The following is a 24,744-nucleotide window of genomic DNA, read 5'->3' as shown; positions in this document are numbered from 1 at the left end:
CGGCCCCACCAGGTCCTGCACGGTTCCCCATCTGTTGGCCGGGGTGCGGCCCAGGATCCAGGAGTTGAACCTGGGCACGTGCCCAGCCCACCGCCGCGGTGAGGTGCCTTATGCGCGAAGGGCGCAGCGGGAATTACTCCTGCACTGGCTCCAGCGCATTCTTTGCTGTGCCTTTGCCTTTGTCCTTGTCGTTGTCCTTGACGAAGAACAGTGCAAACAAGAGGGCCACGATGGCGGTGGCCACCAGGAGCGAAAGGCCAATGGCGTACTTATAGTTCGCGGCCTCGGGGTTGTAGGTCATGCCCATGATTAGCGGCGGGAAATAGCCGCCCAGACCGCCGGCAGCACTGACAATACCGCTGATGGTGCCCACCTTGCCGTCTGGCGAGAGGGTTCCCACCCAGGCGAAGACGCCTCCGGTACCCAGCCCCAGCGCCGCGGCTAAGGCCAAGAAAACGGGTCCGGCCTGGACGTCAGCGGCAGGTTCTAGCGCCACGAAGAAGCCCAGCACAGCCACACCGGCGAGGGACACGAGCACCACGGGCTTGGAACCGATCTTGTCGGCCAAGACACCACCAATGGGACGGGCGATCACCGCGGCCAAGGCGAATCCGGCGGTGCGGGCACCCGCCGAGCTCGGATCGAATGCGTAGATGTCGCGCAGATACGTGGGCAGGTAGGTGGCGAAGGAGACAAAGCCGCCGAAGACCACGGCATACAGGAAACACATCTTCCAGGTCACGGCCAGCTTTGAGGCGTCGATCAGCTTGGGCATCACGGGGGATTTGTTGGGTTGCCAGCCGGGGGCGTTCTTCATGAACACCCAAACGAGCACGGCCATGACGGCCAGAATGCCCGCGATCAGCAGGTGCGTGGGCACATATCCGATCGATTTCACCAAGCGCGGGTTCAGGAAGGCGGCCAGTGCAGTGCCGCCCATGCCTGCGCCAAAAACTCCTGTGGCAAAGCCACGGCGCGACGGTGGGTACCAGGCGCTGACGAACGGGATGCCGACGGCAAACACTGTTCCGGCAACACCCAAAAGGAAGCCAGCCGCAAGCACTATGACAAAGGAGTTTAGTGCTCCTCCCAACGCGACCAGCAAGACTGTAGGAATCGTGGCCACCAGAACAAATGTGAACAAGGCCCGTCCGCCGTACCTGTCCGTCATGGTGCCCACTACTATGCGGCCCAAAGAGCCCACAAAGATGGGCATGGCCACCAAGATCCCCATGGTTCCAGCTGATAGTTCCATGGAGTTGGCGTAGTGCGTACTCAGGGTGGCGATGATGTTCCACGCCCAGAAACCCACCACGGAGGCGGCGGTTGCCAGAGCCAGATTTAGTGCCTGTCCCTTGACGGGAGGCGGGTGCGGGGCGGTTGTTGAGGCCATGGTCTCTCCTGATTGAGGCTTAGAACCTGGGTGGTAGAAGCTGATTAGACGGTTAGCGCTTGGTGGTGTCGCGGTCGCGGGTGCCTACTTCGGACCAGCCACTGCGGGGAGCCACGCTGGCACCCTTGTCTCTGGATCGGTACACAATGTACGGGCGGAACAGGTAGTGCAGCGGGGCTGTGAACGCGTGGACCAGACGGGTAAACGGCCACACCATGAACAGCAGCATGCCCACCAAAGTGTGGATGTGGAAGGAAGTCGGAGCCGCGGCCATGGCGGCAACATCCGGCTGGAAGATGAAGAGGGAGCGGAACCACGGAGAGACCGTGTCCCGGTACGTCGCATCATGATCGGGCCAGAACACGCTGGCCAACGTGGTCCACAAACCAAACACGATGGCCGCCACCAGCACCACGTACATGAGCTTGTCGTTCTTGGTGGTCGCCATGAACACCGGCCCGGTTTTGCGGCGGCGGTAGATCAGCAGCACGATCCCGCCGAGCGTGCCAACACCTGCAATAGTCCCCACAAACAGGGCGTTGAAGTGATAGATGCTCTCCGTCATACCCACAGCCTCGGTCCATGACTTCGGAATCACCAGACCAAAGAAGTGCCCCGCGATCACGGCGAGCAGACCAAAGTGGAACACGGGCGAGCCGATGCGCAGCAGCTTGGATTCGTACAGTTGTGAGGACCTGGTGGTCCAGCCGAACTGGTCGAACTTATACCGCCACACGGAGCCGCCTACCAGAATGACAATCATGACGTAGGGCAAAACGCCCCAGAGGAAGATGTCCATTGCTCATGCCCCTTTCATGGGCAGCAAACGCGGATCGTAGGGGTCCAGGCCCACGGATTCCGTGGGCGGGCCGTAGCCTGCCATCCGCATGACGGCTTGTTCATCTGCCGGGGATGCGCCCGGCAGAGTGTCACAGATGGCTTGCAGAATCTCGGCGTGCGGCAGCTCATCGCGCATCAGCCCAAACTTGATCAGTTCCAGGCTGGGCCGGTATTGCGCCAGCAGTTCCTTGCCGGTGGGCATGTCCACGGTGGCCGCAAATTCAAGCACCATGGGCAGAAAGTCGGGCAGTTCTCCCCAAGTGTCCACCAGGGTGTCCTGACCTCGGTAGACCTTCTTGAACGCGCCCAGCACCTCGCCGCGCCGCCGAGTATCGCCGTCGGTCCAATAAGAGAGGTGCAACGCATGCCGTTTGCCGAGGTCAAATTCCTGCACATATTGGCCTTGCAACGCCATCAGATCGGTGCTTTCCAACCGTTCTAGGACGACGCCGAACGGTTGGCTTGCGCCGGCAAACTCACCGAGGGCGGCCCTCATCATGGGTACCCGGGCTACGAGTTGTTCATCCGGGTAGGACAAACACCACGACGCTGCCAGGAACGTTATCCGGTCCCTTTTGTTGCCGGTCCCGTTCATGAGCCGCCACCGCCTTCGGTGGCAGCTTCGAGGTCATCGGCGGGCGGCTCGGTGGGATGCTTTTGCGGGAACATCCCGGCAGGTGCGCCGTTGCCGTCCCAGTTCAGCAGGTTCACGCGGCCACGCAGGGTGTCCGCCCCGGCCACCGAATCGGAGGTTTGCCGGTCCTTGAGAGCATTGAACGTTTCCAAAGCCACCGGGGTGGGACGTCCGCTGGCCTCACCGAAGGGCGACATGCCCATCGAATCCATGCCGGGTCCGCCGTCGAAATCGAGCGAGCAGCCCATTTCCTCAAGATCATGGGCCTGCTCGGCATGTGCCTTGGGGATGACATAGCGCTCGTCGTACTTGGCGATGGCCATGAGCCGGTACATCTCATACATGGTGGCGCCGTCCATGCCCACGGAAGCGGGGATGGACTCATCCGGATCATTGCCCAGTGAAATGCCGCGCATATAGGCACGCATGGCGGCCAGCTTTTGCAGCACGCCGGTGACCAGCTCCGTGTCACCTGCGGTGAACAGTTCGGCCAGGTACTCGACGGGGATGCGCAGAGCGTCAATGGCGCCGAACAACACGTCCTTGTCCTCGGCGTCGTGCCCCTGGTCACGCAGCAGATCAACCACGGGGGAGAGCGGCGGGATGTACCAGACCATGGGCATGGTGCGGTATTCCGGGTGCAACGGCAGGGCCACCTTGTAGACCTTGGTCAGCGCGTACACGGGCGACTTCTGTGCGGCCTGGATCCAGTCTTCCTGGATGCCTTGTTCGCGAGCGGCCGCAATGACGGCAGGGTCATTGGGGTCCAGCAGCACATCCATCTGGGACTGGTACAGATCCTGCGGATCCGTGACCGAGGCAGCTGCGGTGACGGCATCGGCGTCGTACAGGAAAAGCCCCAGGTACCGCAGCCGGCCCACGCAGGTTTCCGAGCACACGGTGGGCAGGCCCACCTCGATGCGCGGGTAGCAGAACGTGCACTTCTCGGCCTTGCCGGTCTTGTGGTTGAAGTAGATCTTCTTGTACGGGCAGCCTGTCATGCACTGGCGCCAGCCGCGGCACTGGTCCTGGTCAACCAGGACAATGCCGTCCTCGACGCGCTTGTAAATGGCGCCGGAGGGGCAGGAAGCCATGCAGGAGGGGTTCAGGCAGTGCTCGCAGATGCGCGGCAGGTAGAACATGAACGTCTGCTCAAACTCGAACTTGATCTTGTCCTCGGACTCGCGGCGCACCTTCTCCACAATGGGGTCCAAATGACCCATTTCGGAGGTGCCGCCCAGATCGTCGTCCCAGTTGGCGCTCCAGGTGATCTTCGTGTCCTTGCCCGTGATCAGGGACTTGGGCCGGGCCACCGGGAAGTCATCGCCGAGCGGGGCGTCCACGAGGGTCTTGTAGTCGTAGGTCCAGGGCTCGTAGTAGTCCTTGAGCTCGGGCTGGATGGGGTTGGCAAAGAGCCCGAACAGCTTCTTCACACGCCCGCCGGCCTTGAGCTTGAGGCGGCCGCGCTTGTTCAGCTCCCAGCCGCCCTTCCACTTTTCCTGATCCTCGTAGCGGCGCGGATAGCCCTGCCCGGGGCGGGTTTCGACGTTGTTGAACCAGACGTATTCAACCCCTGCACGGTTGGTCCATGCCTGCTTGCACGTGACGGAGCACGTGTGGCAGCCAATGCATTTGTCCAAGTTCATGACCATGCCCATTTGAGCCATTACACGCATTAGTACTGCACCTCCTGTGAACGGCGACGGATGGTGGAAACGTTGTCTCGCTGGTTTCCGGTGGGACCAAGGTAGTTGAACGCGTACGTCAGCTGCGCGTACCCGCCAATCAGGTGGCTGGGTTTCACCAACAAACGGGTCACCGAGTTGTGGATGCCGCCGCGGCGGCCGGTGGCCTCCGACTTCGGCACATCGATGGTGCGTTCCTGCGCGTGGTAAATGTAGGCGACGCCTTCGGGCATGCGGTGGCTGACCACCGCCCTGCCCACGAACACGCCGTTGGCGTTCACACACTCAACCCATTCGTTGTCCTTGACCTGGATAGAGCCGGCGTCCTGCGGGCTCATCCACACGGTGGGACCGCCACGCGAAAGGGAGAGCATCAGCAGGTTGTCCTGGTATTCGGAGTGGATGGACCACTTGGAGTGCGGCGTCAGGTAACGCACCACAATCTCCTTGTCCCCGTTGGGGCCCAGCTTCGGCTCGCCAAACAGCCTGTGCATATCCAGCGGGGGCCGGTAGATCGGCAGGGCCTCGCCAATGTCGATCATCCAATCGTGATCTAGGAAGAAGTGCATGCGCCCGGTCAGCGTGTGGAAGGGCTTGAGCCGCTCAATGTTCTGCGTGAACGGTGCATAGCGGCGCCCGCCCGTCTCCGAGCCCGACCATTCCGGGGAGGTGATGACAGGCTGCGGCCCGGCCTGGGTCATGGCGAAGGAGATGTGCTTCTCCTCGCTGCCCTCGGCCAGATCAACCAGCTTCATGCCCGTCTTGCGTTCCATCTCCTTGAAACCGGCCACGGCGAGTTGGCCGTTGGTGGTGCCGGAGAACGTCAGGATGGCCTCGGCCATTTTCGCGTCGGTGTCGATGGCGGGACGCCCGTGCGCGGCGCCGCCCATCATGACGCCGTTGACCTTGCCCAGGTGGGCCAGGGCCTTGTCGAGTTTGTAGGTGATGTCCTTGACGGTGAAACCCAGCTTGTCTGCCAGAGGTCCGACGGCGGTGAGCTTGTGCGCGATGGCCGTGTAGTCCCGCTCCACCACGATGAAGTTGGGCATGTTCTGCCCGGGGACGCCGTCGATCCCGTCCTTGCGCCAGTCCCGGACAACGCCGCCGGGCTGGGCGATCTGACCCACGGTGTCGTGGATGAGCGGGACGCTGACCAGGTCCTTGCGGGTGCCCAGGTGTTTCACGGACTGGCGTGAGAATTCCTCGGCCAGCAAGTTGAACAGCTCAAAGTCCGTCTTGGTTTCCCACGGCGGGTCGATGGCCGGGGTGAAGGCGTGCACAAAGGGGTGCATGTCGGTGGAGGAGAGATCGTGCTTCTCGTACCAGGTGGCGGCCGGGAACACGACGTCGGAGAGCAGGGTGGTGCTGGTCATGCGGAAGTCGGCGGACATCAGGAAGTCGAGCTTTCCTTCCGGCCCTTCCTCATGCCATTTCACGTCCTGCGGTTTCAGCGATTCGTGGCTGTCCTGACCCATGACGTTGTTGTGGGTGCCGAGCAGGTTCCGCAGGAAGTATTCGTTGCCCTTGGCGGAGGAGCCGAACAAGTTGGAGCGCCACAGCACCAGGGTGCGGGGCCAGTTTTCCGGGGCGTCGATGTCCTCGATGGCCGGGTTCACTGTCCTGTTCATGAGTGACTGCGCCACCCACGTCTTCTCGTCCGGGGCCTCGCCCGCTGCGACAGCTGCGATGGCCTTGTCGGCCAGGTCCAGCGGGTTGGAATCGAACTGCGGGTAGAACGGCATCCAGCCCAGGCGCACTGACTGTGCCAGCGCGTCCGCCGTGTGCATGCCGTCGAGGTTGCCGGTGGACAGCGGCGACTTCAGGGCGTCGGCCGAGTAGCCGTCCTGGCGCCACTGGTCGGTGTGCATGTACCAATAGCCGGTGCCGATCATGGTCCGGGGTGGGCGTGACCAGTCCAGGCCGTTGGCAAGGGAGACCCAGCCCGTGATGGGGCGGCACTTTTCCTGGCCCACGTAGTGCGCCCAGCCGCCGCCGTTGCGACCCATGCAGCCCGTCAACATGACCAGGGCCAGAATGGCCCGGTAGGTGGTGTCGCCGTGGAACCACTGGCAGATGCCGGCGCCCATGATGATCATGGAACGGCCCTTGGACTGTTCGGCATTGCGCGCAAATTCTCGAGCTACCCGGATGCAGGCCTGTGCCGGGACGGAAGTGACTTCTTCCTGCCAGGCCGGGGTGTAGGGGACGGAAACGTCGTTGTAGTCCTTGGCCCAGACGCCGGGCAGGCCGGGTCGGCCCACGCCGTACTGGGCGAGCATGAGGTCGTAGACGGTGGTTACCAGGTGGCCGCCCACCATTTTTGCCGGTACGCCGCGGTGCATGATGGTGCCTGCACCTTCGGGGTCCTCGAAGCAGGGGAGCAGGATCTCCACGGATTCTCCGGTGACTTCATCCATGCTCAGGGCCGGCTCGATGCCGGTCAAATCAAGGTTCCACTTGCCCTCGCCGGTCTTGGAGTAGCGGTGGCCCATGGTGCCGTTGGGGACAATTGCATCCCCGGTGACCTTGTCGAAGAGCATGGTCTTGAACGCCGCGTCCTCGAGACTCTCCTGGCCGGGGACGAACGCAGCGGTGAGGAATTTCCCGGGAACGTACGTCCCGTCGTCGTGCTTCTCCAGGCGGATCAGGAACGGGAGGTCGGTGAACTGGCGGACATAGTCCTGGAAGAACGGGACCTGGCGGTCAACGAAGAATTCCTTCAACGTCACGTGGCCCATGCCCATGGCGAGGGCGGCGTCGGTGCCGGCCTGGGCGGGGAGCCATTCGTCGGCGAACTTGGTGTTGTCCGCATAGTCGGGGCTGATGGCGATGACCTTCGTGCCGCGGTAGCGGACCTCGGCCATCCAGTGCGCGTCCGGTGTGCGGGTGACGGGGACGTTGGAGCCCCACATCATCAGGTACGTGGCATCCCACCAGTCGCCGGATTCCGGGACGTCGGTCTGGTCGCCGAACACCTGCGGGCTGGCCACGGGAAGGTCCGCGTACCAGTCGTAAAAGGAGGTCATGACCCCGCCGATGAGCTGCACAAAACGGGTGCCGATCGCGTGGCTGACCATGGACATGGCCGGGATCGGGGAGAAGCCGGAGACGCGGTCGGGGCCGTACGTCTTGATCGTGTTCACGTGCGCGGCGGCGGCAATTTCCAGTGCCTCTTTCCAGGATGTGCGGACCAAGCCGCCCTTGCCGCGGGCGTTCTGGTACTTTCTGCGCTTTTCCGGGTCCGTGGAGATTTCGGCGAACGCCAGGACGGGATCATTCAGGCGGGCCTTCGCTTCGCGGTACATTTCCACGAGCACGCCGCGGGCATAGGGGAAGCGGACACGGGTGGGGGAGTAGGTGTACCAGGAGAACGCCGCGCCGCGGGGGCAGCCGCGCGGTTCGTATTCGGGGCTGTCCGGGCCCACAGACGGGTAATCGGTCTGCTGGGACTCCCACGTGATGATGCCGTCCTTGACGTACACCTTCCACGAACAGGAGCCGGTGCAGTTCACACCATGGGTTGAACGCACCACCTTGTCGTGACTCCACCTGTCGCGATAAAAAATATCGCCGGCTCGTCCGCCTTCTCGGAAAACTGCCCGAGAATCATCCGTTTCATCCCATTTGGTGAAGAAACGCCCCAATTTCAACATTGCGTCAGACGCCGGACCATCGACACCGGCGACAAAAGTTTCAGCAGTCATGGCCCCAGACTAGGGGCTGCCCGTGGGGATTTCTACGGCCTGTCAAATAGCCAAGATAAGGGTGTTCTAATTATCTTGTAAAAGTTGCATAGTTTGTGCGACTTTTAACTTCCGAGGACTTGCAGGACGTCAATAGTTGGCCGCAATATTAAGGCCTTGTGGGTGAATGTTACGTCGGGAGGGAGGCTCGTCCCTCGCCTCCCTCCCCCTCGACGCTAGCGCAGCAATGGTTGCTTTTTGGTGGACGCTATCTCAGCAATGGTTGCTTTTTTGGCGACGCTATTTCATGTGGGGGTCGGCGGATGATTGGCGCTGGTCCCGCGGGGCTGGGCAAAAACAAAAGGCCCTCCTCGCCGGGGCCCTGAACGATGATGCTCGCTCAGGGTGCTGGCGGGGAGGACCAGTTGGTGCGTCCGTTCTGCGCTGCATGTGGACGCCAGCGCGTGGGTACCTACTCTTGTGGGTGCCCAGTGCGTGGACGCTTAGTTGCGGCGGAAAGCCAGATCGAAGATGACGCGGCCAGCCTTGTGGGCCTTGTTCTCGAAGCTGGTCAGGATGCGCCCGTCAAAACGCGGAGCCCAGCCGCCGATCTCATCTGGCTCATCACTTTGTTCGCAATCCACTCCGCTGAGCCGCGCCTCGGTGAGGGGGCTTTCGGAACCTGTGCGCTCGCCGTCGTGCAGGTTAGTGAAATCTTCGGAGGCGATGCCCACGTGGAGCATCTGCTCGGCGTAGGTGGACCAGTCGGTGGCTAGGCGCCAGGTGCCGCCGGGCGAGAGGACGCGGGCCACGAGCGGAGCGAAGGTGTCCTTCACCATGCGGCGCTTATTGTGCTTGCTCTTGTGCCACGGGTCGGGGAAGAAGACCCAGACTTCGCTGACGGAGCCGGCCGGGAGCATGGTGCTCAGGACTTCGGGCGCGTTCGCCTGGACGACGCGGACGTTTTCCAGCTCGTTGGCGACGATCTTCTGAATGGTCTGGGCGAGACCGGGGGTGTAAACCTCTACAGCTAGGAAATCCTTGTCCGGGTTTTCTTTGGCTGCGTGGATGACGGCATCGCCCAGGCCGGAACCGATTTCGACTATCAGCGGAGCTGTGCGGCCAAACTCTGCCGCGGCGTCAAAGACATACTCGGGGTGTACGGAGGTGTCCGAGATGTGGCGCGGAACGTCCACGGCCAAGGTATCGGAGTGGTCATCCCAAGCCTGCTGCCGGCGACCCTGTAGGCGGGTTCCGCGGCGTACAAACGAGACCGGCTGCATGCGGTAGGTGCCCTCGGCGGCCTGACTGCCCGGGGTGATGGGGCGTGCGGAGCCGTCCTGTGTGCGGGGTGCACGCTGCTGTGAGGGCTGCTCATCCAACCGCTTTTCATCCTGCTCGGAGGTGAGCGCGGAGGCGGCGGAGGCGGTGGCGGGGGCGTCGGTAGCTGGGGTTTCACTCATCACTGTTAAGGGTACCGGTGATTTTCAGGCGGGCTAGTTGGGAAATTTTGGCCTCACGCCGTCCGGAAACCTCTCGGCCAGGTTCAAGCTGAACGATTTCGACCCACAATTTCGACCCGGGAGTAAAGGCTGCTTTCAGCTCCCATAACCGCCATTTCTCACGGCTCGATGGCGTGAGGAGCCTTGGCCGGGGCGGAAAGTGGCTCGTGGTGGCGCGGGTACCCAGATGACGTCGTTCAGGGGCCTCCCTAGCGGATCAAAGTGACGTTATCTGGACACTCACCGAGCTGTTGAAGGTGAGTTACGGCACTAAGGGGGTGCCCGGCGTCGTGCCGCTGGTAGACTGAGGGTACTTAATGTGCGTTTCGCGCATTCTGCGTCGATGAACGCATGCAACTTGTCCCGCATAGATCTTGCCCAGTGAATTTGCACTGTGCAGACCGCGGTTGACACGCTCTGGCATTGAATCGGCGAACCCGCGGTCAAAACTGCCCGTGGGACGTTGAACCGCCTTACGAAAGATTCTCTCTTTACATGACAACTTTTGCTGCCCTTGGTGCGCCCAAGGAAATCGTTGCTTCACTCGCCGCTCAGGGCATTGAAGAAGCATTCCCCATCCAGGTCAAGACTCTGCCGGACACTTTGGCAGGACGCGACGTGTTGGGTCGCGGCCGCACCGGCTCCGGCAAGACCATTGCCTTCGCTATCCCGCTCGTGGCCCGTCTGGCCGAGCGCGAAGCCCCGTACTTCCGCAAGCCCGGCCGCCCCATGGGCCTGGTTTTGGCGCCGACCCGCGAGCTGGCAACCCAGCTGAACAACACCATCGAGCCCCTCGCCAAGGCTATGGGCTTGAACACCACTGTCATCTACGGTGGCGTCTCACAGGCTCGTCAGGAAAAGGCCCTGCGCGCCGGCGTCGACATCGTCATCGCTTGCCCGGGCCGCCTCGAAGACCTTATGAAGCAGCGCATCGTTTCACTTGAAAGCGTTGAGATCACGGTTCTGGACGAGGCCGACCACATGGCTGACCTCGGCTTCTTGCCGGTCGTCAAGCGCCTGCTGGACACGACCCCCACACAGGGTCAGCGCATGCTGTTCTCCGCAACACTGGATAACGGCGTTGACAAGATTGTTCAGCGCTACCTCTCCAACCAGCTCACCCACTCGGTGGACGAGCCCAAGGCTGCGGTGTCCACCATGGAACACCACGTTCTGGTTGTGAACGACCAGACCGTGAAGAAGCAGGTCATTGTTGAGCTGGCCTCCGGCTCCGGCCGCCGCATCCTGTTCATGCGCACCAAGCACCACGCTCGCAAGCTGGCCAAGACCCTGACCGACGCCGGTATCCCCGCCGTCGACCTTCATGGAAACCTGTCACAGAATGCCCGTGATAGGAACTTGGCCGAGTTCGCCACCGGTGACGTCCGCGTCCTGGTTGCCACCGACGTTGCCGCCCGCGGCGTGCACGTTGATGACATTGAATTGGTCATCCACGTTGACCCGCCCACAGAGCACAAGGCTTACCTGCACCGCTCCGGCCGTACGGCTCGCGCCGGATCCGACGGCGTTGTCGTCACCCTGACGCTCCCTGAGCAGCAGGGCGACGTCAAGAAGCTCATGCGCGCAGCAGGCGTCGACGTGAACTTCGAGCGCGTCACCACCAGCTCACCGGTCATCGCCACCTTGGTGGGCGACGTCGCTGACAAGATCGACCCGCGCACCCGCGCAGCCTTGCTCGCCTCCAAGGCGCCGGCTCAGGGCGGTGGCTCCTCAACCGGTGCAAACGCTCAGCGCAAGCGCGCCCGCTCCGGCGCAGCCCCCACAGCCGGTGGCCGTGGTGGTCGCGGTGGCCGTGGCCGCGTTTCCTCCGATTCTTCCGAGCGTCCGGCAGCTGCGGGCAACCGCGGCGAGCGTCGTGAAGGCGCTGCTCAGGGTGCCCGTTTCGGCGGCGGCGAAAACCGTCGCCCGGCACGCGGTGCAGGCGAAGGCCGCCCGGCACGTTCCGGCGAGGGCCGCCCGGTAGGCGCAGGCCGCCCGGCACGCGACGGCGACGTTGCTCGCGGAAACCGCGCAGGCCAGGGTTCGGCCCCGCGCAGCTCTTCGCACACCAACGATGCCCCGCGCAGCAACTCCCGCGGTGGCAGCCAGGGCGGTGCCGTGTGGTCCTCCAACACCGGTGGCAACTCCGGCGGAAGCTACAACTCCAACGGTGGCGGCGCCCGTTCCGGCGGACCCCGCCGCGCAACGGCTCCGGCCTCCAACCAGCGCCGCGGACGCTAGCCCACAGGCTAAATTCGCCGAGTAAGACCGGGCCCCGCTGAGTCAGATGTTGCACAACGTCAGGCGCGGCGGGGCTTCGTCGTACCCGATCCACTCACGGGACAGGGACTATGATCGTTTCTCGTTAGCGCGTTCCTTGCCAGCATTTGCATAACGTCCCGCGGCCACCGTCGCAGCAGCCATGGTAATGAGAGCGCCAAGGACCAGTGCCGCCGGTTCGCCCGGGATCAGCAGCTTTTGTTGAATGCCGATGGTCGCGGCCGCGATGGGAACACCCAGCTGTGACGCGGACAGCACCCCCAGCGGTAGCGGCAGTCCGAAGAGCCTGGTAAGTGAATGTACACCGATCGCGCCAAGCCCCAGGGCCAAGCCCAACAGGATCATCGTCGGGTGGCTGGCAAGTTCGCGCAGATCCAAGGACGAGCCGAGCCACAAGAAAAACAGCGGCCCCAAGAACCCCTCGGTCAGGGCAAAAAGTTGTCGCGCCAGTCGCCGCGGTTCGCCCACCGCCGAGACCACCAGCCCAAAGGTGAAGCCCGCGAGCATGATCGACACGTGGCTCCACACGGCCAGTCCCGCCAGCGCGAACAGCAGTACCAACTGGAATCTGAGCTCGAGGGCGAACTTTCGTTCCTCTGAAACGTTGTGAATCCGGCGCCGGAGCCCGTTCTTGTCGGCTTTGCGTAAAAAGAAAAGTACGACGGCGGAACACGCCAACACTGCCAAGGAACCAAGTGCCGCCCTCCCCGCGGTGGCCGGGGCCAGTGCCAGCGGCAGGGCGATGATGGCCAGGGCATCGGCCATCGCCACCTGCGCCATCATTGCCAAAACCGGTGGCCCGGACAGTTTTAGAGAGCTGACAATAGGCACCACCAGGGCGGCTGATGAGGACGCCAGAAGAACCGCATAGAGCGGGGCATGGCCATTGCCAAACAAAACCGCCAACCCGATGCCGACTGCTGCGGAAGCGCAAGCCACCACCACTAGTCGAACCGCCCCGCTGCCCAGCGCAGACCTGATTTGTTTGTCCCGGACGGGGACATGCGTGCCGGCCACGAACATGATGAGGGCGAACCCCATATCGGCCAGAAATGTGAAGGTGGGCTCGGCCGGGTCCACCAGATTCAGTCCCGTTCGGCCGATCAAAAGCCCGGCAAGCAGCTCGCCGATCACCACTGGTATGCGCCATTGCGCAGGTAACGCCAGCAGCGACCCCAGAAGCGCCAAGAAGCAGATCAGCGCCATGATCGGAAACGTCATGCCGCCAGCCTACTGCGCCGCCCGCTGGCCCGCGCCTCCCATGAAGGAAGCTAATCCGAGGTGGTCGGTTCGGGCGGCGTGAGCCCCTGGAATGGTGCGAGTGCGTCCTTGAATGCGGGTAGATCATCGCGGGACACAGCGGTGGCGCCATAGCTCAGAGAAATAGTTCGGGGTGGGAGTCCAGAGTTCTCGTACTCCTTGGCAGCCTTACCGGTTGTATCTCGATCAACATTCACCAGTGAGAGCGAGAACCACTGCGAATCTGCATAGGCTGTGCCAGTGATCCAGTAAAGCTTATGCGGATCCGCCGTGCCGTATCTCTCCACTAGTTCCTCATGCCACGCGGGATCATTCTGGAGGGTGTCGGCGTCGGGGGATAACTTCATCGCGCCAAGACCCCGGGCGGTGGTGATGCGGTTGGTGGTGGCCAGAATTGCTTCCCAATCCGAGGTTTCGACAGGGGCGCTGTCGCTGTCCCACTGCACCGAGTTAAAGGTTGTGGTCATGGACTTGCCACCGTATCCATTGCCCTGGTTGGGATACCACCCAGTCTCGCCGCTGGCGGTCCACTGCAACTCGAACTCTTCAGTCAGTACGGCCTTGAGCTCGTCCAGGATGGCCGCCGAGATTCCTTCAACGTCCTCTTTGGCCGGCGCTGCAAGAATCTCCTCAGGTAACGAATATCCGTGGAGGGGAAAATCCTTCCAACTCACAGTCACTTCTTCGCCCACAGCGTTGGTGTACGTACTGGTGGGCGCAGCTCCACACCCGCTTAGCCCGATAAGTGAAACGACGACGACTGACACTAAAACCATGTGAAACGTACGTTTGAACACCAACCGGCTCATTGCGGATCCTTCCCCTAGGAACCATCAGCCTATGCAGGAAGCCTGGAGGGCGCCTCAGACCCAGGGATGAACCTGTGGCGTTACAGCCGGACGGTGCCCTCGATGCAGAGAGTGGCCTGTCCGCCCACCCAAATCGAGCCATCCTCGATGTCGATGTGGACCCGGCCTTCCCTGCCGAGAACGGTTCCTTGGGCGGCTATATAGTTCGACGGCGCCACACCGGTATCGCTCATCCAGCGTGCCAGACCCGCATTGAGGCTGCCGGTGACGGGGTCCTCCCACACGGCGTCGCCGCCGAAGAATGCGCGCACCTCGAACTGCGTTTCAGCGCCGGGAGCATGCGGACCCACAACCCCGATCTCAAGATCGTCCAAGCGGTTGGGGTCCGGGCGGAGCGCCAGGACCTCCTGCGCAGAGGCCAAGCGGATGCCCATCCAGCGTGGCCCGTTGACGATCCACGAGGAGTCTAGGATGTGCTCACGCCTAATACCCAGAACGCTGGCAACCCGCGGCAGACGTGATTCGTCGATGTCTTCGTACCGCGTGAGCGGTGGCGCCTCAAAAGCTAAGCGGTCGCCCGTCACGCGAACCGGTACAAGACCCGCCTCGCATTCCTGCATGATCACACCGCTAGGGCCCACGGTTCCACCGGATTCCAGCCATGCTCTGGCGGATCCCAGAGTGGGGTGTCCGGCGAAGGGCAGTTCTTCGCTGGCCGTAAAAATCCTGACCCGGTAGTCCGCCCGCGGATCAGTTGGGGCCAACAAAAACGTGGTCTCGGCGAGGTTGGTCCAGTTGGCGAATTGCGCCATGTCCGCCGTGCTCAAACCCTCGGCGTCGTGGACCACGGCCAGCGCATTGCCGCGGTAGGCTGTCGCCGAAAAGACATCGACCTCACTGTACCGGCGCGACGTCACCACGGCGTTAGAGAACGGGGTCGATGCTCAGTACGGCGAGGAAGCCGCGGCCGGAAATTTCCGGGGCAGCGTCAGAGCCCACCACCGTGTCAAACTTGCCCAGCGTTTCGGGTGCGGTGGTGGCGACGGGCGCCGGGGAGGAGGCATCGGCGTCGTCCGCTGCTGCGGGAGAGACGGTAGCCGAGCCCTGCAACAGCACGGCGAATTGGTCCGCAAACACGGGGTGCGGGCGTTTCTTGGAGAGTTCGATGATGGCCGCGTAGCCCTTGAAGGCACCGCGGCGGGTCATGAGGTTCAGATCTTTGAGCGCGCCGGTGGGTAGGCTTGCGGAGGTTTCCGAGTCGCCGGAAAAGCGGAACGGACGGTACTTTTCGAGGGCCTGCTCGGCGCCGTCGACGTTCAGGGCAATGAGGTCGCCCTCGATGACGGTGATGATCCTATCGATCCCGGGCATGGGTGAAAAGGGGCCAGCCTTGGCTATTTCGGCGATGCTGATGCGCCAGTCCCAGTTTGTTCCGGTGGCATCGCTGGGACCTGCCGCGATCTGGCGTGTCATGCCGCCGCCGTTGGTCCACTGGGCAGCTTTGAGAGAAGCGTATCGAATGATCTGCATTATTTTTCGTCCACATTCTTTTCGCTGTACACGTGCAGGCGTTTGAGGTCCGAAGGCCGGCGGCGGAGCTTGCGTTTGTAGTACGACCAGCCTCCCGTGATCGCTAGGGACACAGCAAAGGCCAGCACGATCTTCAACGGCAGGTTCACGCGGGCGAAAGTCAGCACCAGGATCATGGCCGCGAAACTGGCGAAGTTGACAATGATGTCTAGCCAATCGGTCTTATTGCGCATTACTCAAGCTTACGCGGCTGCGAGTCGAAGGGAGCACAGAGGTCACGGAAGGCACCGCAAACACCCGTACTCTGTGCGGTTCCGCTCCGGCTACCGGTAGTTGCTGGCGAAAGGACGGTTGGTGGGAACAATCTCCTTCCCCAACGGCATGAGCGATACCGGGATCAACTTCAAGTTGGCGATGGCCAGAGGAATCCCAATGATGGTCACGGCCATGGCAACGGCTGTGGTGACGTGGCCGATGACAATCCAAATGCCAGCCACCAGAATCCAAATGACATTTCCCAAAGTGCTGGCAATGCCTGTTCCGCCCGGCTTATCGACCACCATCCGGCCAAAGGGCCACAGTGCGTACCCGGCAATGCGGAACGAGGCGATGCCCCACGGGATGGTGATGACCAGAACGCAGCACACAATGCCGGCGAGAAAATAGCTCATGGCCAGCCAGAAACCGCCAAAGATGAGCCAGATGAGATTCAAGATTGTCTTCATTACCCCATTGTGCCTGCTGGCCCTGACAAACACATCAGGGTTCACCCTGACTGCCCCTGATTTCACACCAACCGCCCAGCTTCCAAGAGGCCTCCGGTGCTACGCTGATCAGCAACGTCACCTCCCCCCACCCGTAACCCCAGCCCCTAAGGAAACCTAGCTTTCATGGACTTCGGCACAGTTTTTTTGATCCTCATGCTGGTGATCATTGCCATCGTCTTGGGCGTGGGTATCACCTTGGCGGTCCTGATTTCCCGCGGAGTGCTGGGCCTGGTCAAGATTGGCAAGCCCAAGTATGAGTCTGCCAAGCGCAGCGCCCTGAAGGTTCGGGCCGAATCCAGCACCGGTCCCATGGCTGAGATCCTCAAACAGCGCGTGGCCTTGGCCGAAGCCTTGGAAGCCACTGGCCGATCCCTTGCCGTAGCGCAGGGAGCCGGGCAGTACACGGGCAATCTGGAGCCCATTTTCGCCTCGCTGCAGCAGGCTGGCAAGGTCATGGAACACCATCTTTTGGTGGCGCAGCAGGAGCCCGAAACTGCCGTCCAGGGCCTCTATGTCAAGACGTTGGGCACGCAGGTTGAGCAGATCACCCAGACCGCCACAGGTGTGCGACAAGCCCTGGCCAGCACGGCCGCGCCCGCCGGAGATGTGGACCTGAAGAACCTCACCCGAACCCTGGAAATTGAGGCGACCATGCTGAAAAAGTGGGCTCAAACCTACACTGAACTTGGCAACGACTAGCTCGCCTTCATGCGCATTTTCACCAAAATTGCAGCGCTTTTCCGGCCCAAATCTTCCCGCAGGAAGCACGACGGCGGCACCTCCTCCAGCGGCCAACTCACCTTGAACGATGCCCGGGGCAAGCAGCAAGCCGCCGTGCAAAAGATGCGCAGGGGAGTGGCCGATGTTTCGGTGAGCCGCCAGCGCCTAGATATGCAGGCCGAAGACCTGCAAAACGCTATGGAGAAGTTGGCACAGCAAGCCGAAAAGTCCCGCAGCGAAGGCGATGAGACAGCCGCCCAATCGGCCATGAACCGGCATCTGATCATGGGCGGGCAACTGGCCGATCTCGTCTCTCAGCGGGACGCTCTCGCCGAACAAGAAGCCATGCTGATTTCCGCGCTGACTCAGTTGCAGGCCCGGGTCTCAGGCTTCAACGTAACCGTGGAAACGCTCACGGCAACCCAGAAAGCAGCCAGCGCCAACCAAGCTATCGCACAGGCGCTGGAAGATTTCGATGGCGAGCACTAGAAAACTCCCCCGTGTGGCCATCCATCCGTGAGATATGGCCGTTTAGGGTGCTCTAAACAGCCATATCTCACGGACGGATGCGCCGAGCGGGGTGCGAGATGGCAACCGCTCGGATCGATACCGTGCCCAGAGCCCAGAGCCCAGAGCATCAGTGCTCGGTGATGTCCCCGGACACCATGTCAAAGGTAAAGCCGCGCCGTGCGCCGGAGGTGACCATGCCGGCGTCGACCCCCATATTGAACTCCAGAGTCAGGGTTCCGGCCGTAATGTCGGCCTCGGTCACCGTGCAGGTAGAGGTGAAACTACGCGCCGCGCCCGGCAGCAACGGATCCCAACCAAGAAGTGCAACGATCCCCTCCGTTCGGCTCTCCATGAAAACTGCCACTTTTGGTGCCGCCAAGCCGGAATTGCGGACCCGGCCCGAGAAAGCTAGAACGTCACCAGCCTTATATCCCGGGATCACAGCGCCGTAGTTCAGATCCTGCGACTCCCGGTTGGAGAGCACCTGCGGGGCCTCCTCAGAGTAGCCCTGTCCCACCTCTTTCCACGCGGACGGATCCCAATCGCCGTCGGTCTGGGCGAGCACAAAACTCTCGCCAACGCTCTCCCATACTGCGGGACGGCCGGGGGTGATGGAACGCAGCACCACGTCCAGAGCCACGCGGCGAGAAGTGGCGGTGCCGGAATTGTGCGTCAAAGAGGTCGTGGGGGAGGCCAGTAATTCTGCCGGATCGATCGTCACAAACACAATTTCTTGGTAGCCCTGACGCTCATAGAGGACGCCGATGCGGCCGTCGGGCAGGCGCGCAGCCGTGGAATATTGCGAGCTTCCACCGCATAGTTCGACGCCGAAGGGCCAGGTTGTGCCGTTGTCTTGCGAGAGCTTCAGGACGGTATTGCGGCGCAGGGCAGGATCGTGGTTGTGGGTGGCGATGAGCCAGTCAGTGGTATCAGCGGTGTCCGGTGTGGACAGTGTGGTGACGAAAGGGCGGCCGTCGAACCGGGCCACGGAGCCGTTGTCGCTGGGGTCCGGCAGCTCTAGGTGCGGCTGGGCTGTGGTGTAGCTGTGGCCGCCGTCGATGGAGATGGCCGTGAGTCGGTGCGGGGTGGCGCGCGAATGCATCAGCAGGGTTCCGTCAGCCAGACACACCACCTTGTTTTCGTTGGCGCCGGCAATGAATTCTCCCAGCGCCCACGTCTCGCCATGATCGTCGCTGTACGCGCTGGCGGCCTTGATTTCGCCCTCGTGAAGCAGCACAAACTGCTGCACCAGACGTCCAAGGAAAGGGCCGGTGTGGATCTGAATGCCGGCTCCGGCCGCAGCAAAGAGGCCGGTAACCCCGTCGCCCTTGAGCATGGCGGTGAGGCGGCGGTGTTGCCAGGTGACGCCGTCGTCGTCGGAAAAGCTGAGGTCAGTGTGCTGGATGGCGTCCTGGTCATCGAGCCCCGCCGCGGCCTCGAAGAATCCCGCGTGCGTGCCCGCCGCGTGGAAGAGGAAGATGCGCCCGGTTGAGGTGTCGATGAGCAGGCTTGGATCGCCGTAACCGTCCAAGCCGGTGCCGGTGCGTACGGTTTGCTGCGGTCCCCACGTGAGTCCGTTGTCGGTGCTGCGGCGGAGGAGCAGATCGATCGGATTGGGCAGGTCATCCAGGTTGGGGCGGCCGTCGTAAGCGGCCAGAAGAGTTCCCCGTGGCGACACTGCCAGGGCAGGGATGCGGTACTGCCGGTGCCCCGCGACTCCGCGGCGGGCAAGAACCGTTTCCAAAGATGTAGGACGTATTATCACATAGTGAGCTTAGCTGGATTCTCAACGTCCGCGGGGTTCCGGGGCGGAAAGATTCTAGATCCAGCCCTGTTGCCACGCTTTTTCGGCGGCGTCATGCCGGGAAACAGCGTTGAGCTTAATCATGGCGGAGGAGAGATAGTTGCGCACCGTGCCCGAGGCCAGATGCAGCTGCTTGGCAATCTGCGCGACGCTGGTGGTGGAGCGGCTCACGCGCAGCGCATCCAGCTCGCGGTCCGTGAGCGGGCAACGCTCGGCGGTCAGCGCGGCAGCGGCAATCTCCGGGTCGATGTAGCGTTTTCCGGCCGCCACATCCCGAATTACGTGGGCCAGTTCCTGCGCCGGCGTGGACTTCGGCACGAAGCCGGAAACCTTGGAGGCCAGCGCCCGGCGCAGCACACCCGGACGGGCATGGCGGGTCACGATGATCACGCGTGTGTTCACTGTGGCCAGAATCTTGGTGGCCGCTTCGAGGCCATCGGCCTGCGGCATTTCCAGATCGAGCAGGCAAATATCGGGGCTCGTGGTTAACGCCAACTCGGCGGCGGTGACGCCATTATCGGCACTTGCCACCACGTCAATGTCGCCTTCGAGCCCCAGCAGGGCCTCCAAGGCGCCGCGGATCAGATGCTCGTCGTCGGCAATCAGCAGCCGAATCCTGCCGGTCGTAGCGGATTCCTGAGTTTCAATCATGCGAGCGTTCCTTTGCTGGGGACCCACGCCTGCGCCTCGAAGTGGCCGGTGTCCATGGTGGTTTCAAGTGTTCCGCCGGCTGTCTCGAGCCGTTCCCGCAAGCCCAGCAAGCCGGTGCCCGCCGTCAAGGACATGGACGACGGCGTGCCGTTGAGTCCGTTGTTTCGGATGGTCAGCGTGACCCCGCCCTTTGTTGACGCCACGGTAATGGTGGCGTGGGTGGCTTCGCTGTGGCGCAGAATATTGGTGGTGGCCTCACGAACTGTCATGGCCAATGCCTGTTGCGCTGCCGGTTCTGCTGGCAGTGTTTCCAGCGTCAGTTCACAGTGTGCCCCGGCTGCCGTGAGGACTTCGCGGGCATTCTCCAGTTCGTCTTCCAAGGATGTTTCTCGGTAGCCGGACACCAGTGAACGGGTTTCCTCGAGAGCTTGCTTGGCAATGAGCCGAGTCTCATGAATGTTCTCGCGAGCTGCCTCGGGATTGCGATCCAGAAGCCGTTCGGCCAGTTCGGATTTCAGGGCGATGACCTGCAGATGGTGGCCTTGAATATCGTGCAGGTCCGCGGCGAAGCGGAGCCTTTCCTGGGCAACCGCTAACTCGCCGGCCATGAGCCGGTGCCGGTCCAGTTCCACCACTACCTGCCACCACCACAGGCTGCTGATGAGCAGCAGGGGCATGCCGGCCGAATATATCAGCAGCATGCGGGAGGCAGCATCGTGCGGAAGCGGATCGGAGAGCCCCAGCCAATAATGACGAATGGCGGCAAATGCTAGAAGCGAAAGAATGCCGCCCGCCACGGTTAGCCAACGCTGCTTTTTCGGCAGCAGGCAGGCCACGAGAGACACCGCCAACCACAGTGGAATCGCCGCAATCCACCCGGCGTCAGAGGTGAGTACTCCCAAGACCCAGACAGCGCCAGAGGTGACCAGCGTGGCCACGGTCCACACAGTTCGGGGAAGCCCACCACCTAAACCGGCCTGCAGGAACCAGCAGTAGCGCACTTGGAGAGCCACAGCGAGAAGGAGGACAAACAGCAATAGTCCAGAAACGGCGTCGTGCTTGGCGGTGAAATCACTGGCGGCGAAGCTCAGCAGCATGAAGTGCAGGACCACCAGAATGAACACGATGGAACCCAAAGTGTACGTCCAGGTGGAGCGCACGCTGCGGCCCAGACTGGAGGGTGGGCGTGGAATTTCCGGGGCGGAGACTGCGGGCATGGGTTTCAGTCTATGGCAATGACATTTGTCATGGATTCGCCGTGTAAAAGTGCAAGTCAAGACGTGACAACAATGCACTATTGCGTCCCGGGCTACTGCGAAAGGATTGATTCATCAACGAATTCCACCGACGAAAGAAGTCATCATGATCGAGTCAATGCAGTCCTTCACCGCCTCCCTTCCTCCCATGCTGCAGTGGGTGGGCGTGCTCCTGATAGCGGCCATTCCTTTTGTGGAGTCCTACTTTGGTTCGGTGGTTGGTGTGCTGGGTGGGCTGAACCCGGCGGTGGCCATTGCTGCGGCAGTGGTGGGCAACGTGGTCTCGATGCTGATCTTTGTACTCAGCGCGCACCGGGTCCGGGCCAAGGTTGCTGCCGGCCGTGCACCGAAGGAAGAGTCCCCGCGCCGGGCCAAGCTGCGCAAAGCATTCGATAAGTATGGCGTTGCCGGCGTGAGTCTGGTGGGCCAGACTATCCTGCCGAGCCAGATCACTTCCGCCGCCATGGTGTCCTTTGGTGCGCCGAAGAATGCCGTGATCCTTTGGCAGGTCATCTCCATCATCCTGTGGGGCACCGCCTTTGGTGTGGCCGCAACGTTCGGTGTCTCGCTGATGGGCTAGGCGGTTGGCCCTAGCGGGTTTGCTCTGCAGGGGCAGCGCTGCCTGGTGTCAGGCTGATGTCAGGCGACGGTGATGCCCAGATGAGCGGCGAAGATTGGTGCGAGCAGGCCCATTTGGTAATCGTCAATCACGACGCCGGACATGGAGCCGACGCCGTTGAGCGTGCGGAAGTCTGTGGTCCTCAGATCTACATCCTTCAAGGTGGCCTGTTGCAGATCCAGGGTTCCGATCCGGCAGTTCTGCAACGCCAGGCGCGTGACGTGGGTGCCACCCAGATCGAGTTCGTCAATGATGCAGTCGCTGATTTGCAGGTCAATAATCTTTGAAGCCCGCAGGTTCAGGAAATCGATCTTGCCGCCGTCGATCCGTACCGACTGCCAGCTGCTGTCGTAGAGTTCGGCCGATCCCCAGCGCGGTGAGGTGACTTCGGTGTCACGCCAGCTAGTCCGGGCACCCTTCATGATCGGGGCGAAGCTGTCCTTAATGACGGAGCCGCGGAAACGCACACCGCGGAGCTCGGCGTCATTGAGCAGGGGGCCGTTGAGTTCGCACTCCAAGAAATCCGAGGATGTCAGGTTGACGCCGTCAAAGCTGGGACGGTCAAAGCGCTGGCCGTCATAAGTGTCACCGGGGCCGAAGAAAGCATCGTCGTTGTCTACCAGATCATGCAGTGTCAGCGGGGTGAGCCGGGGTGCGCGGGGTGCATTCTTCGAAGCCATGCATCTAGGTTATCTGCCCGCGGCGGGAGTAGATTTTATGATAGTCAGGGGTTGTCGAAGCGGATCCTCAAGGCGGAGTTATAAGCGCCATGCGTTTCTTCCACGGGCGCAGCAGGGCCGGGATCGGGGCTTGGTTCATCGCCGGCCGGCCACGCCCGGGTTGCCCGGTAACTGTAACCGTCCTGTGCGGCAGCCTCCCACTCAAAAGAGACATCCTGACCTGGCTGTAATGAGCGATAACCCGGCCCGGCAATATGGGAATAATGGGCCCAACAGCCGCCCGGTGTCGATTCCGAATCAAGAACTCCCCAGCCTTCTTCATCATGCCAAAAACGGACTGTTCCTGAGGTCTCCATGGTGCCAGCCTAAGGGAAATGTGGCGGACCGGCTATGGTAACTGGGCGATCACCTTGAAGCGTTGGAGCACCAACATCGTGGTGTCATCCACCGTGAATTCAGGATCATTCATGTACGCTCTCATGTCAGGGGAATGCCAAAAGACCTCATGGCCAGCCCGCCATTGCGCCACGGTGGTGAAGCCTTCGCCCTCGTCGACGGCGTGCTGCAGGTCTACATCGGCCAGCCGCACCGTGCGAACTTCCGTCAGTTAGATGACGGCAACGCCGCGGCCCGCAGAATCCACCACCACTTCCCGCTCACCGACGCGGGGCAGCTCCTCCTGTTCCACCTCGAATTCAATGAGGGCGGTCGTTGTGGACGTTTTTGAACCGTCGAGAATTGCCGCCACCAACTGGTCGCGCAACGGCCCGGGGAAGGCGAATTCGCCGATTGGAAGGTTGGCGAATTCCGGCGCAGTTCTGAGGTCATTGTTCGTCATGCGCAAAGCCTACTGCGCGGCGCAAGGTGAACTATTTAGCACATTCGTGTCATGTGCTGGAGGTGGTGCGGTCCGGGGGCGGCGTGCTCGGCTCCGAGTGCAGTCTGCTCGGTGAACATGGCTGCCGCAAGGGGCGGCGCCGTCGAACCGGCCCAAATCGCCGCCACCGGCAACTGCTGGCCACCCGATCACCCTCGTGGCCCAGCTCAGTGGCATGGGTACGGACGAGACGCTTCGGCGGGCATTTGCGCGTCAGCTGGGCACGACGCCGACTGCGTTCAGGGAACGGTTTTCCACTACGCAATAACGTCGGGAGCACTCGCCATTGGGAGGAACACGTGTGCATACTGGCGGCTAACCCGATTTACGAGGTTAGGATTCCCGCCAGTTCCCGGTTGAGGTTTTCCTGTGCCCGGGCCGCCCACAATTCCTGGCCCTTGGCCGTGTGAAACATTGGCTGCAGTGCCAGCAGCTGACGTACGATGGCGGATCTCCCCTTGGCAAAATCATCCTCCGACACGTGGGCATAGTCCCGCCGGACCCCTTCTGTGTAACGAGAGTATGCATCCGGCTCGCCGCCGAGGATGGCCAGGTCGGCATCGCACAGAAGATGCCCGGCGACATCGCCGGCAGCGGGGGAGTGGGTGGTCGTCAGGCGGACCAGGCGGCAAATCTCGGCTGTTTCAATCGTCGGCACAATCCCGTTTAAGCACTCTTGTGCCAAAACGGCGGAGTCTTCTTCGTCGGCAGTGGTGCCGTTGTAAACGGCGTCGTGAAACCAGGCTGCCAGCGCCACTTCGCGGGGCGTGTTGCGCCCGGTCAGGGCGTCAAGCGCCTCCAAAACTGCCAGCAGGTGGGTGGCGGAATGATAGTGCCGGTGGGGTTCGCTCCATCGACCCAGCAGCTCCGCGCCCAGTTCTGGCTGCCCCGGCATGAGCGCATTCCAGCGCAGCTCCAAAACTGTGGACACCGACTTGACCCGGTACTTTGCCTTGATGCGCAGGCCCGACGCCACCAGGGTCCGCGCCAACTCCTTGCCGGACAGCGGCACGGCCCCCGCTGTCACAAGGTCCAGGTAGATCCGCTCGGGAACGTCATAGTGGTCAAGGTCAAAGGCGCGTTCTGCGACTCCGTTGGCCGCTGCGAAGGCGTGTAGTTCGGCAACGGAGGCATCGGAGATCAGGTGGGAGAATACCGTCCCGTGCGCTGGCCAAAAGGGCGGATCGATGAAGATCATGGCCCCAGTTTAGGCCCTCGGCGGGAAGGGTTCGAGGATCCGGGGA

The 24,744-nt window shown here is 62.2% G+C and carries 24 protein-coding genes and 1 pseudogene; 4 read left to right on the top strand and 21 right to left on the bottom strand.

Going from position 1 to position 24,744, the window contains the following annotated elements:
- From AB0P14_RS17075 to trmB, 7 genes and pseudogenes are all read right to left on the bottom strand, one after another.
- Window positions 1-72 (bottom strand): annotated as a pseudogene (locus AB0P14_RS17075) (gluconate 5-dehydrogenase); the annotation flags it as partial.
- Between the two features lie 61 nt (window positions 73-133).
- The gene (locus tag AB0P14_RS17070; RefSeq protein WP_363845063.1) at window positions 134-1,393 is read right to left on the bottom strand and encodes an MFS transporter; all 1,260 of its coding nucleotides are present in this window, start codon (window positions 1,391-1,393) and stop codon (window positions 134-136) included.
- Window positions 1,394-1,445: 52 nt separating this feature from the next.
- Window positions 1,446-2,192, bottom strand: coding sequence for a respiratory nitrate reductase subunit gamma (gene narI / locus AB0P14_RS17065; protein WP_363845061.1), 747 nt, complete (start codon window positions 2,190-2,192; stop codon window positions 1,446-1,448).
- A 3-nt stretch (window positions 2,193-2,195) separates the two neighbouring features.
- A complete protein-coding gene (gene narJ / locus AB0P14_RS17060) occupies window positions 2,196-2,828 on the bottom strand; it encodes a nitrate reductase molybdenum cofactor assembly chaperone (RefSeq protein WP_363845058.1) in 633 nt (210 codons plus the stop codon).
- Entirely contained in the window at window positions 2,825-4,543 is a 1,719-nt protein-coding gene (narH, locus tag AB0P14_RS17055; RefSeq protein ID WP_363845055.1) for a nitrate reductase subunit beta, read from the bottom strand. Before narH ends, narJ begins: the two co-directional genes overlap by 4 nt.
- A complete protein-coding gene (locus AB0P14_RS17050) occupies window positions 4,543-8,256 on the bottom strand; it encodes a nitrate reductase subunit alpha (RefSeq protein ID WP_363845052.1) in 3,714 nt (1,237 codons plus the stop codon). The genes narH and AB0P14_RS17050 overlap by 1 nt, the downstream gene beginning before the upstream one ends.
- A gap of 482 nt (window positions 8,257-8,738) precedes the next feature.
- On the bottom strand, window positions 8,739-9,518 hold the full coding sequence (trmB, locus tag AB0P14_RS17045) for a tRNA (guanosine(46)-N7)-methyltransferase TrmB (RefSeq protein WP_363845072.1): 780 nt from the start codon (window positions 9,516-9,518) through the stop codon (window positions 8,739-8,741).
- Window positions 9,519-10,232: 714 nt separating this feature from the next.
- Between trmB and AB0P14_RS17040 the strand changes: the two genes are divergently transcribed.
- Complete coding sequence (locus tag AB0P14_RS17040; RefSeq protein ID WP_363845049.1) at window positions 10,233-11,978, top strand: DEAD/DEAH box helicase; 1,746 nt, start codon at window positions 10,233-10,235, stop codon at window positions 11,976-11,978.
- Between the two features lie 108 nt (window positions 11,979-12,086).
- Here AB0P14_RS17040 and AB0P14_RS17035 read toward each other — a convergent pair whose 3' ends face one another.
- The 6 genes from AB0P14_RS17035 to AB0P14_RS17010 form a co-directional block, all read right to left on the bottom strand.
- Window positions 12,087-13,238: a cation:proton antiporter gene (locus AB0P14_RS17035; protein WP_363845046.1), complete on the bottom strand. Its 1,152-nt coding sequence runs from the start codon at window positions 13,236-13,238 to the stop codon at window positions 12,087-12,089.
- Window positions 13,239-13,288: 50 nt separating this feature from the next.
- The gene (locus AB0P14_RS17030; RefSeq protein ID WP_363845043.1) at window positions 13,289-13,951 is read right to left on the bottom strand and encodes a hypothetical protein; all 663 of its coding nucleotides are present in this window, start codon (window positions 13,949-13,951) and stop codon (window positions 13,289-13,291) included.
- A 215-nt stretch (window positions 13,952-14,166) separates the two neighbouring features.
- Window positions 14,167-15,003 (bottom strand): PhzF family phenazine biosynthesis protein, encoded by an 837-nt coding sequence (locus AB0P14_RS17025; protein ID WP_363845069.1) that lies wholly within the window; start codon window positions 15,001-15,003, stop codon window positions 14,167-14,169.
- A gap of 7 nt (window positions 15,004-15,010) precedes the next feature.
- On the bottom strand, window positions 15,011-15,616 hold the full coding sequence (locus AB0P14_RS17020) for a HutD family protein (protein WP_363845040.1): 606 nt from the start codon (window positions 15,614-15,616) through the stop codon (window positions 15,011-15,013).
- On the bottom strand, window positions 15,616-15,849 hold the full coding sequence (locus AB0P14_RS17015; RefSeq protein ID WP_363845037.1) for a hypothetical protein: 234 nt from the start codon (window positions 15,847-15,849) through the stop codon (window positions 15,616-15,618). Before AB0P14_RS17015 ends, AB0P14_RS17020 begins: the two co-directional genes overlap by 1 nt.
- A 90-nt stretch (window positions 15,850-15,939) precedes the next feature.
- Window positions 15,940-16,341: a YccF domain-containing protein gene (locus AB0P14_RS17010; RefSeq protein WP_363845034.1), complete on the bottom strand. Its 402-nt coding sequence runs from the start codon at window positions 16,339-16,341 to the stop codon at window positions 15,940-15,942.
- Between the two features lie 165 nt (window positions 16,342-16,506).
- On the opposite strand from AB0P14_RS17010, the gene AB0P14_RS17005 reads away from it, so the two are divergent.
- Entirely contained in the window at window positions 16,507-17,082 is a 576-nt protein-coding gene (locus AB0P14_RS17005; RefSeq protein WP_363845031.1) for a hypothetical protein, read from the top strand.
- A 9-nt stretch (window positions 17,083-17,091) separates the two neighbouring features.
- A complete protein-coding gene (locus tag AB0P14_RS17000; protein WP_363845028.1) occupies window positions 17,092-17,592 on the top strand; it encodes a PspA/IM30 family protein in 501 nt (166 codons plus the stop codon).
- A gap of 148 nt (window positions 17,593-17,740) precedes the next feature.
- Here the strand turns inward: AB0P14_RS17000 and AB0P14_RS16995 are convergent, their stop codons facing one another.
- From AB0P14_RS16995 to AB0P14_RS16985, 3 genes are read right to left on the bottom strand one after another with little or no spacing between them, the layout of a single operon-like run.
- Window positions 17,741-19,378, bottom strand: a complete 1,638-nt coding sequence (locus AB0P14_RS16995) for a sialidase family protein (RefSeq protein WP_363845025.1) — start codon at window positions 19,376-19,378, stop codon at window positions 17,741-17,743.
- Window positions 19,379-19,432: 54 nt separating this feature from the next.
- Window positions 19,433-20,068: a response regulator transcription factor gene (locus AB0P14_RS16990; protein WP_363845022.1), complete on the bottom strand. Its 636-nt coding sequence runs from the start codon at window positions 20,066-20,068 to the stop codon at window positions 19,433-19,435.
- Window positions 20,065-21,285, bottom strand: coding sequence for a histidine kinase (locus tag AB0P14_RS16985; protein WP_363845019.1), 1,221 nt, complete (start codon window positions 21,283-21,285; stop codon window positions 20,065-20,067). The genes AB0P14_RS16990 and AB0P14_RS16985 overlap by 4 nt, the downstream gene beginning before the upstream one ends.
- A 145-nt stretch (window positions 21,286-21,430) precedes the next feature.
- Between AB0P14_RS16985 and AB0P14_RS16980 the strand changes: the two genes are divergently transcribed.
- Entirely contained in the window at window positions 21,431-21,904 is a 474-nt protein-coding gene (locus AB0P14_RS16980) for a hypothetical protein (RefSeq protein WP_363845016.1), read from the top strand.
- 59 nt (window positions 21,905-21,963) lie between these two features.
- On the opposite strand, the gene AB0P14_RS16975 is transcribed toward AB0P14_RS16980, so the two are convergent.
- From AB0P14_RS16975 to AB0P14_RS16955, 5 genes are all read right to left on the bottom strand, one after another.
- Window positions 21,964-22,623: a pentapeptide repeat-containing protein gene (locus AB0P14_RS16975; RefSeq protein ID WP_363845013.1), complete on the bottom strand. Its 660-nt coding sequence runs from the start codon at window positions 22,621-22,623 to the stop codon at window positions 21,964-21,966.
- A gap of 44 nt (window positions 22,624-22,667) precedes the next feature.
- Complete coding sequence (locus AB0P14_RS16970) at window positions 22,668-22,979, bottom strand: cold shock domain-containing protein (RefSeq protein WP_363845010.1); 312 nt, start codon at window positions 22,977-22,979, stop codon at window positions 22,668-22,670.
- Window positions 22,980-23,011: 32 nt separating this feature from the next.
- Window positions 23,012-23,230 carry an ASCH domain-containing protein gene (locus AB0P14_RS16965; RefSeq protein ID WP_363845066.1) on the bottom strand — a complete coding sequence of 73 codons (219 nt, stop codon included), beginning with the start codon at window positions 23,228-23,230 and terminating at the stop codon, window positions 23,012-23,014.
- A complete protein-coding gene (locus tag AB0P14_RS16960; protein WP_363845007.1) occupies window positions 23,231-23,461 on the bottom strand; it encodes a hypothetical protein in 231 nt (76 codons plus the stop codon). It lies immediately after the preceding gene.
- A 364-nt stretch (window positions 23,462-23,825) separates the two neighbouring features.
- Entirely contained in the window at window positions 23,826-24,698 is an 873-nt protein-coding gene (locus AB0P14_RS16955; RefSeq protein WP_363845004.1) for a DUF4031 domain-containing protein, read from the bottom strand.
- Between the last annotated feature and the right edge of the window lie 46 nt (window positions 24,699-24,744).

It is taken from the genome of Specibacter sp. NPDC078709 (assembly GCF_040686795.1).
Classification (GTDB): domain Bacteria; phylum Actinomycetota; class Actinomycetes; order Actinomycetales; family Micrococcaceae; genus Specibacter.
The sequence above is the reverse complement of the archived record's forward strand: the minus strand, read 5'-3'. Positions and strand labels throughout refer to the sequence as shown.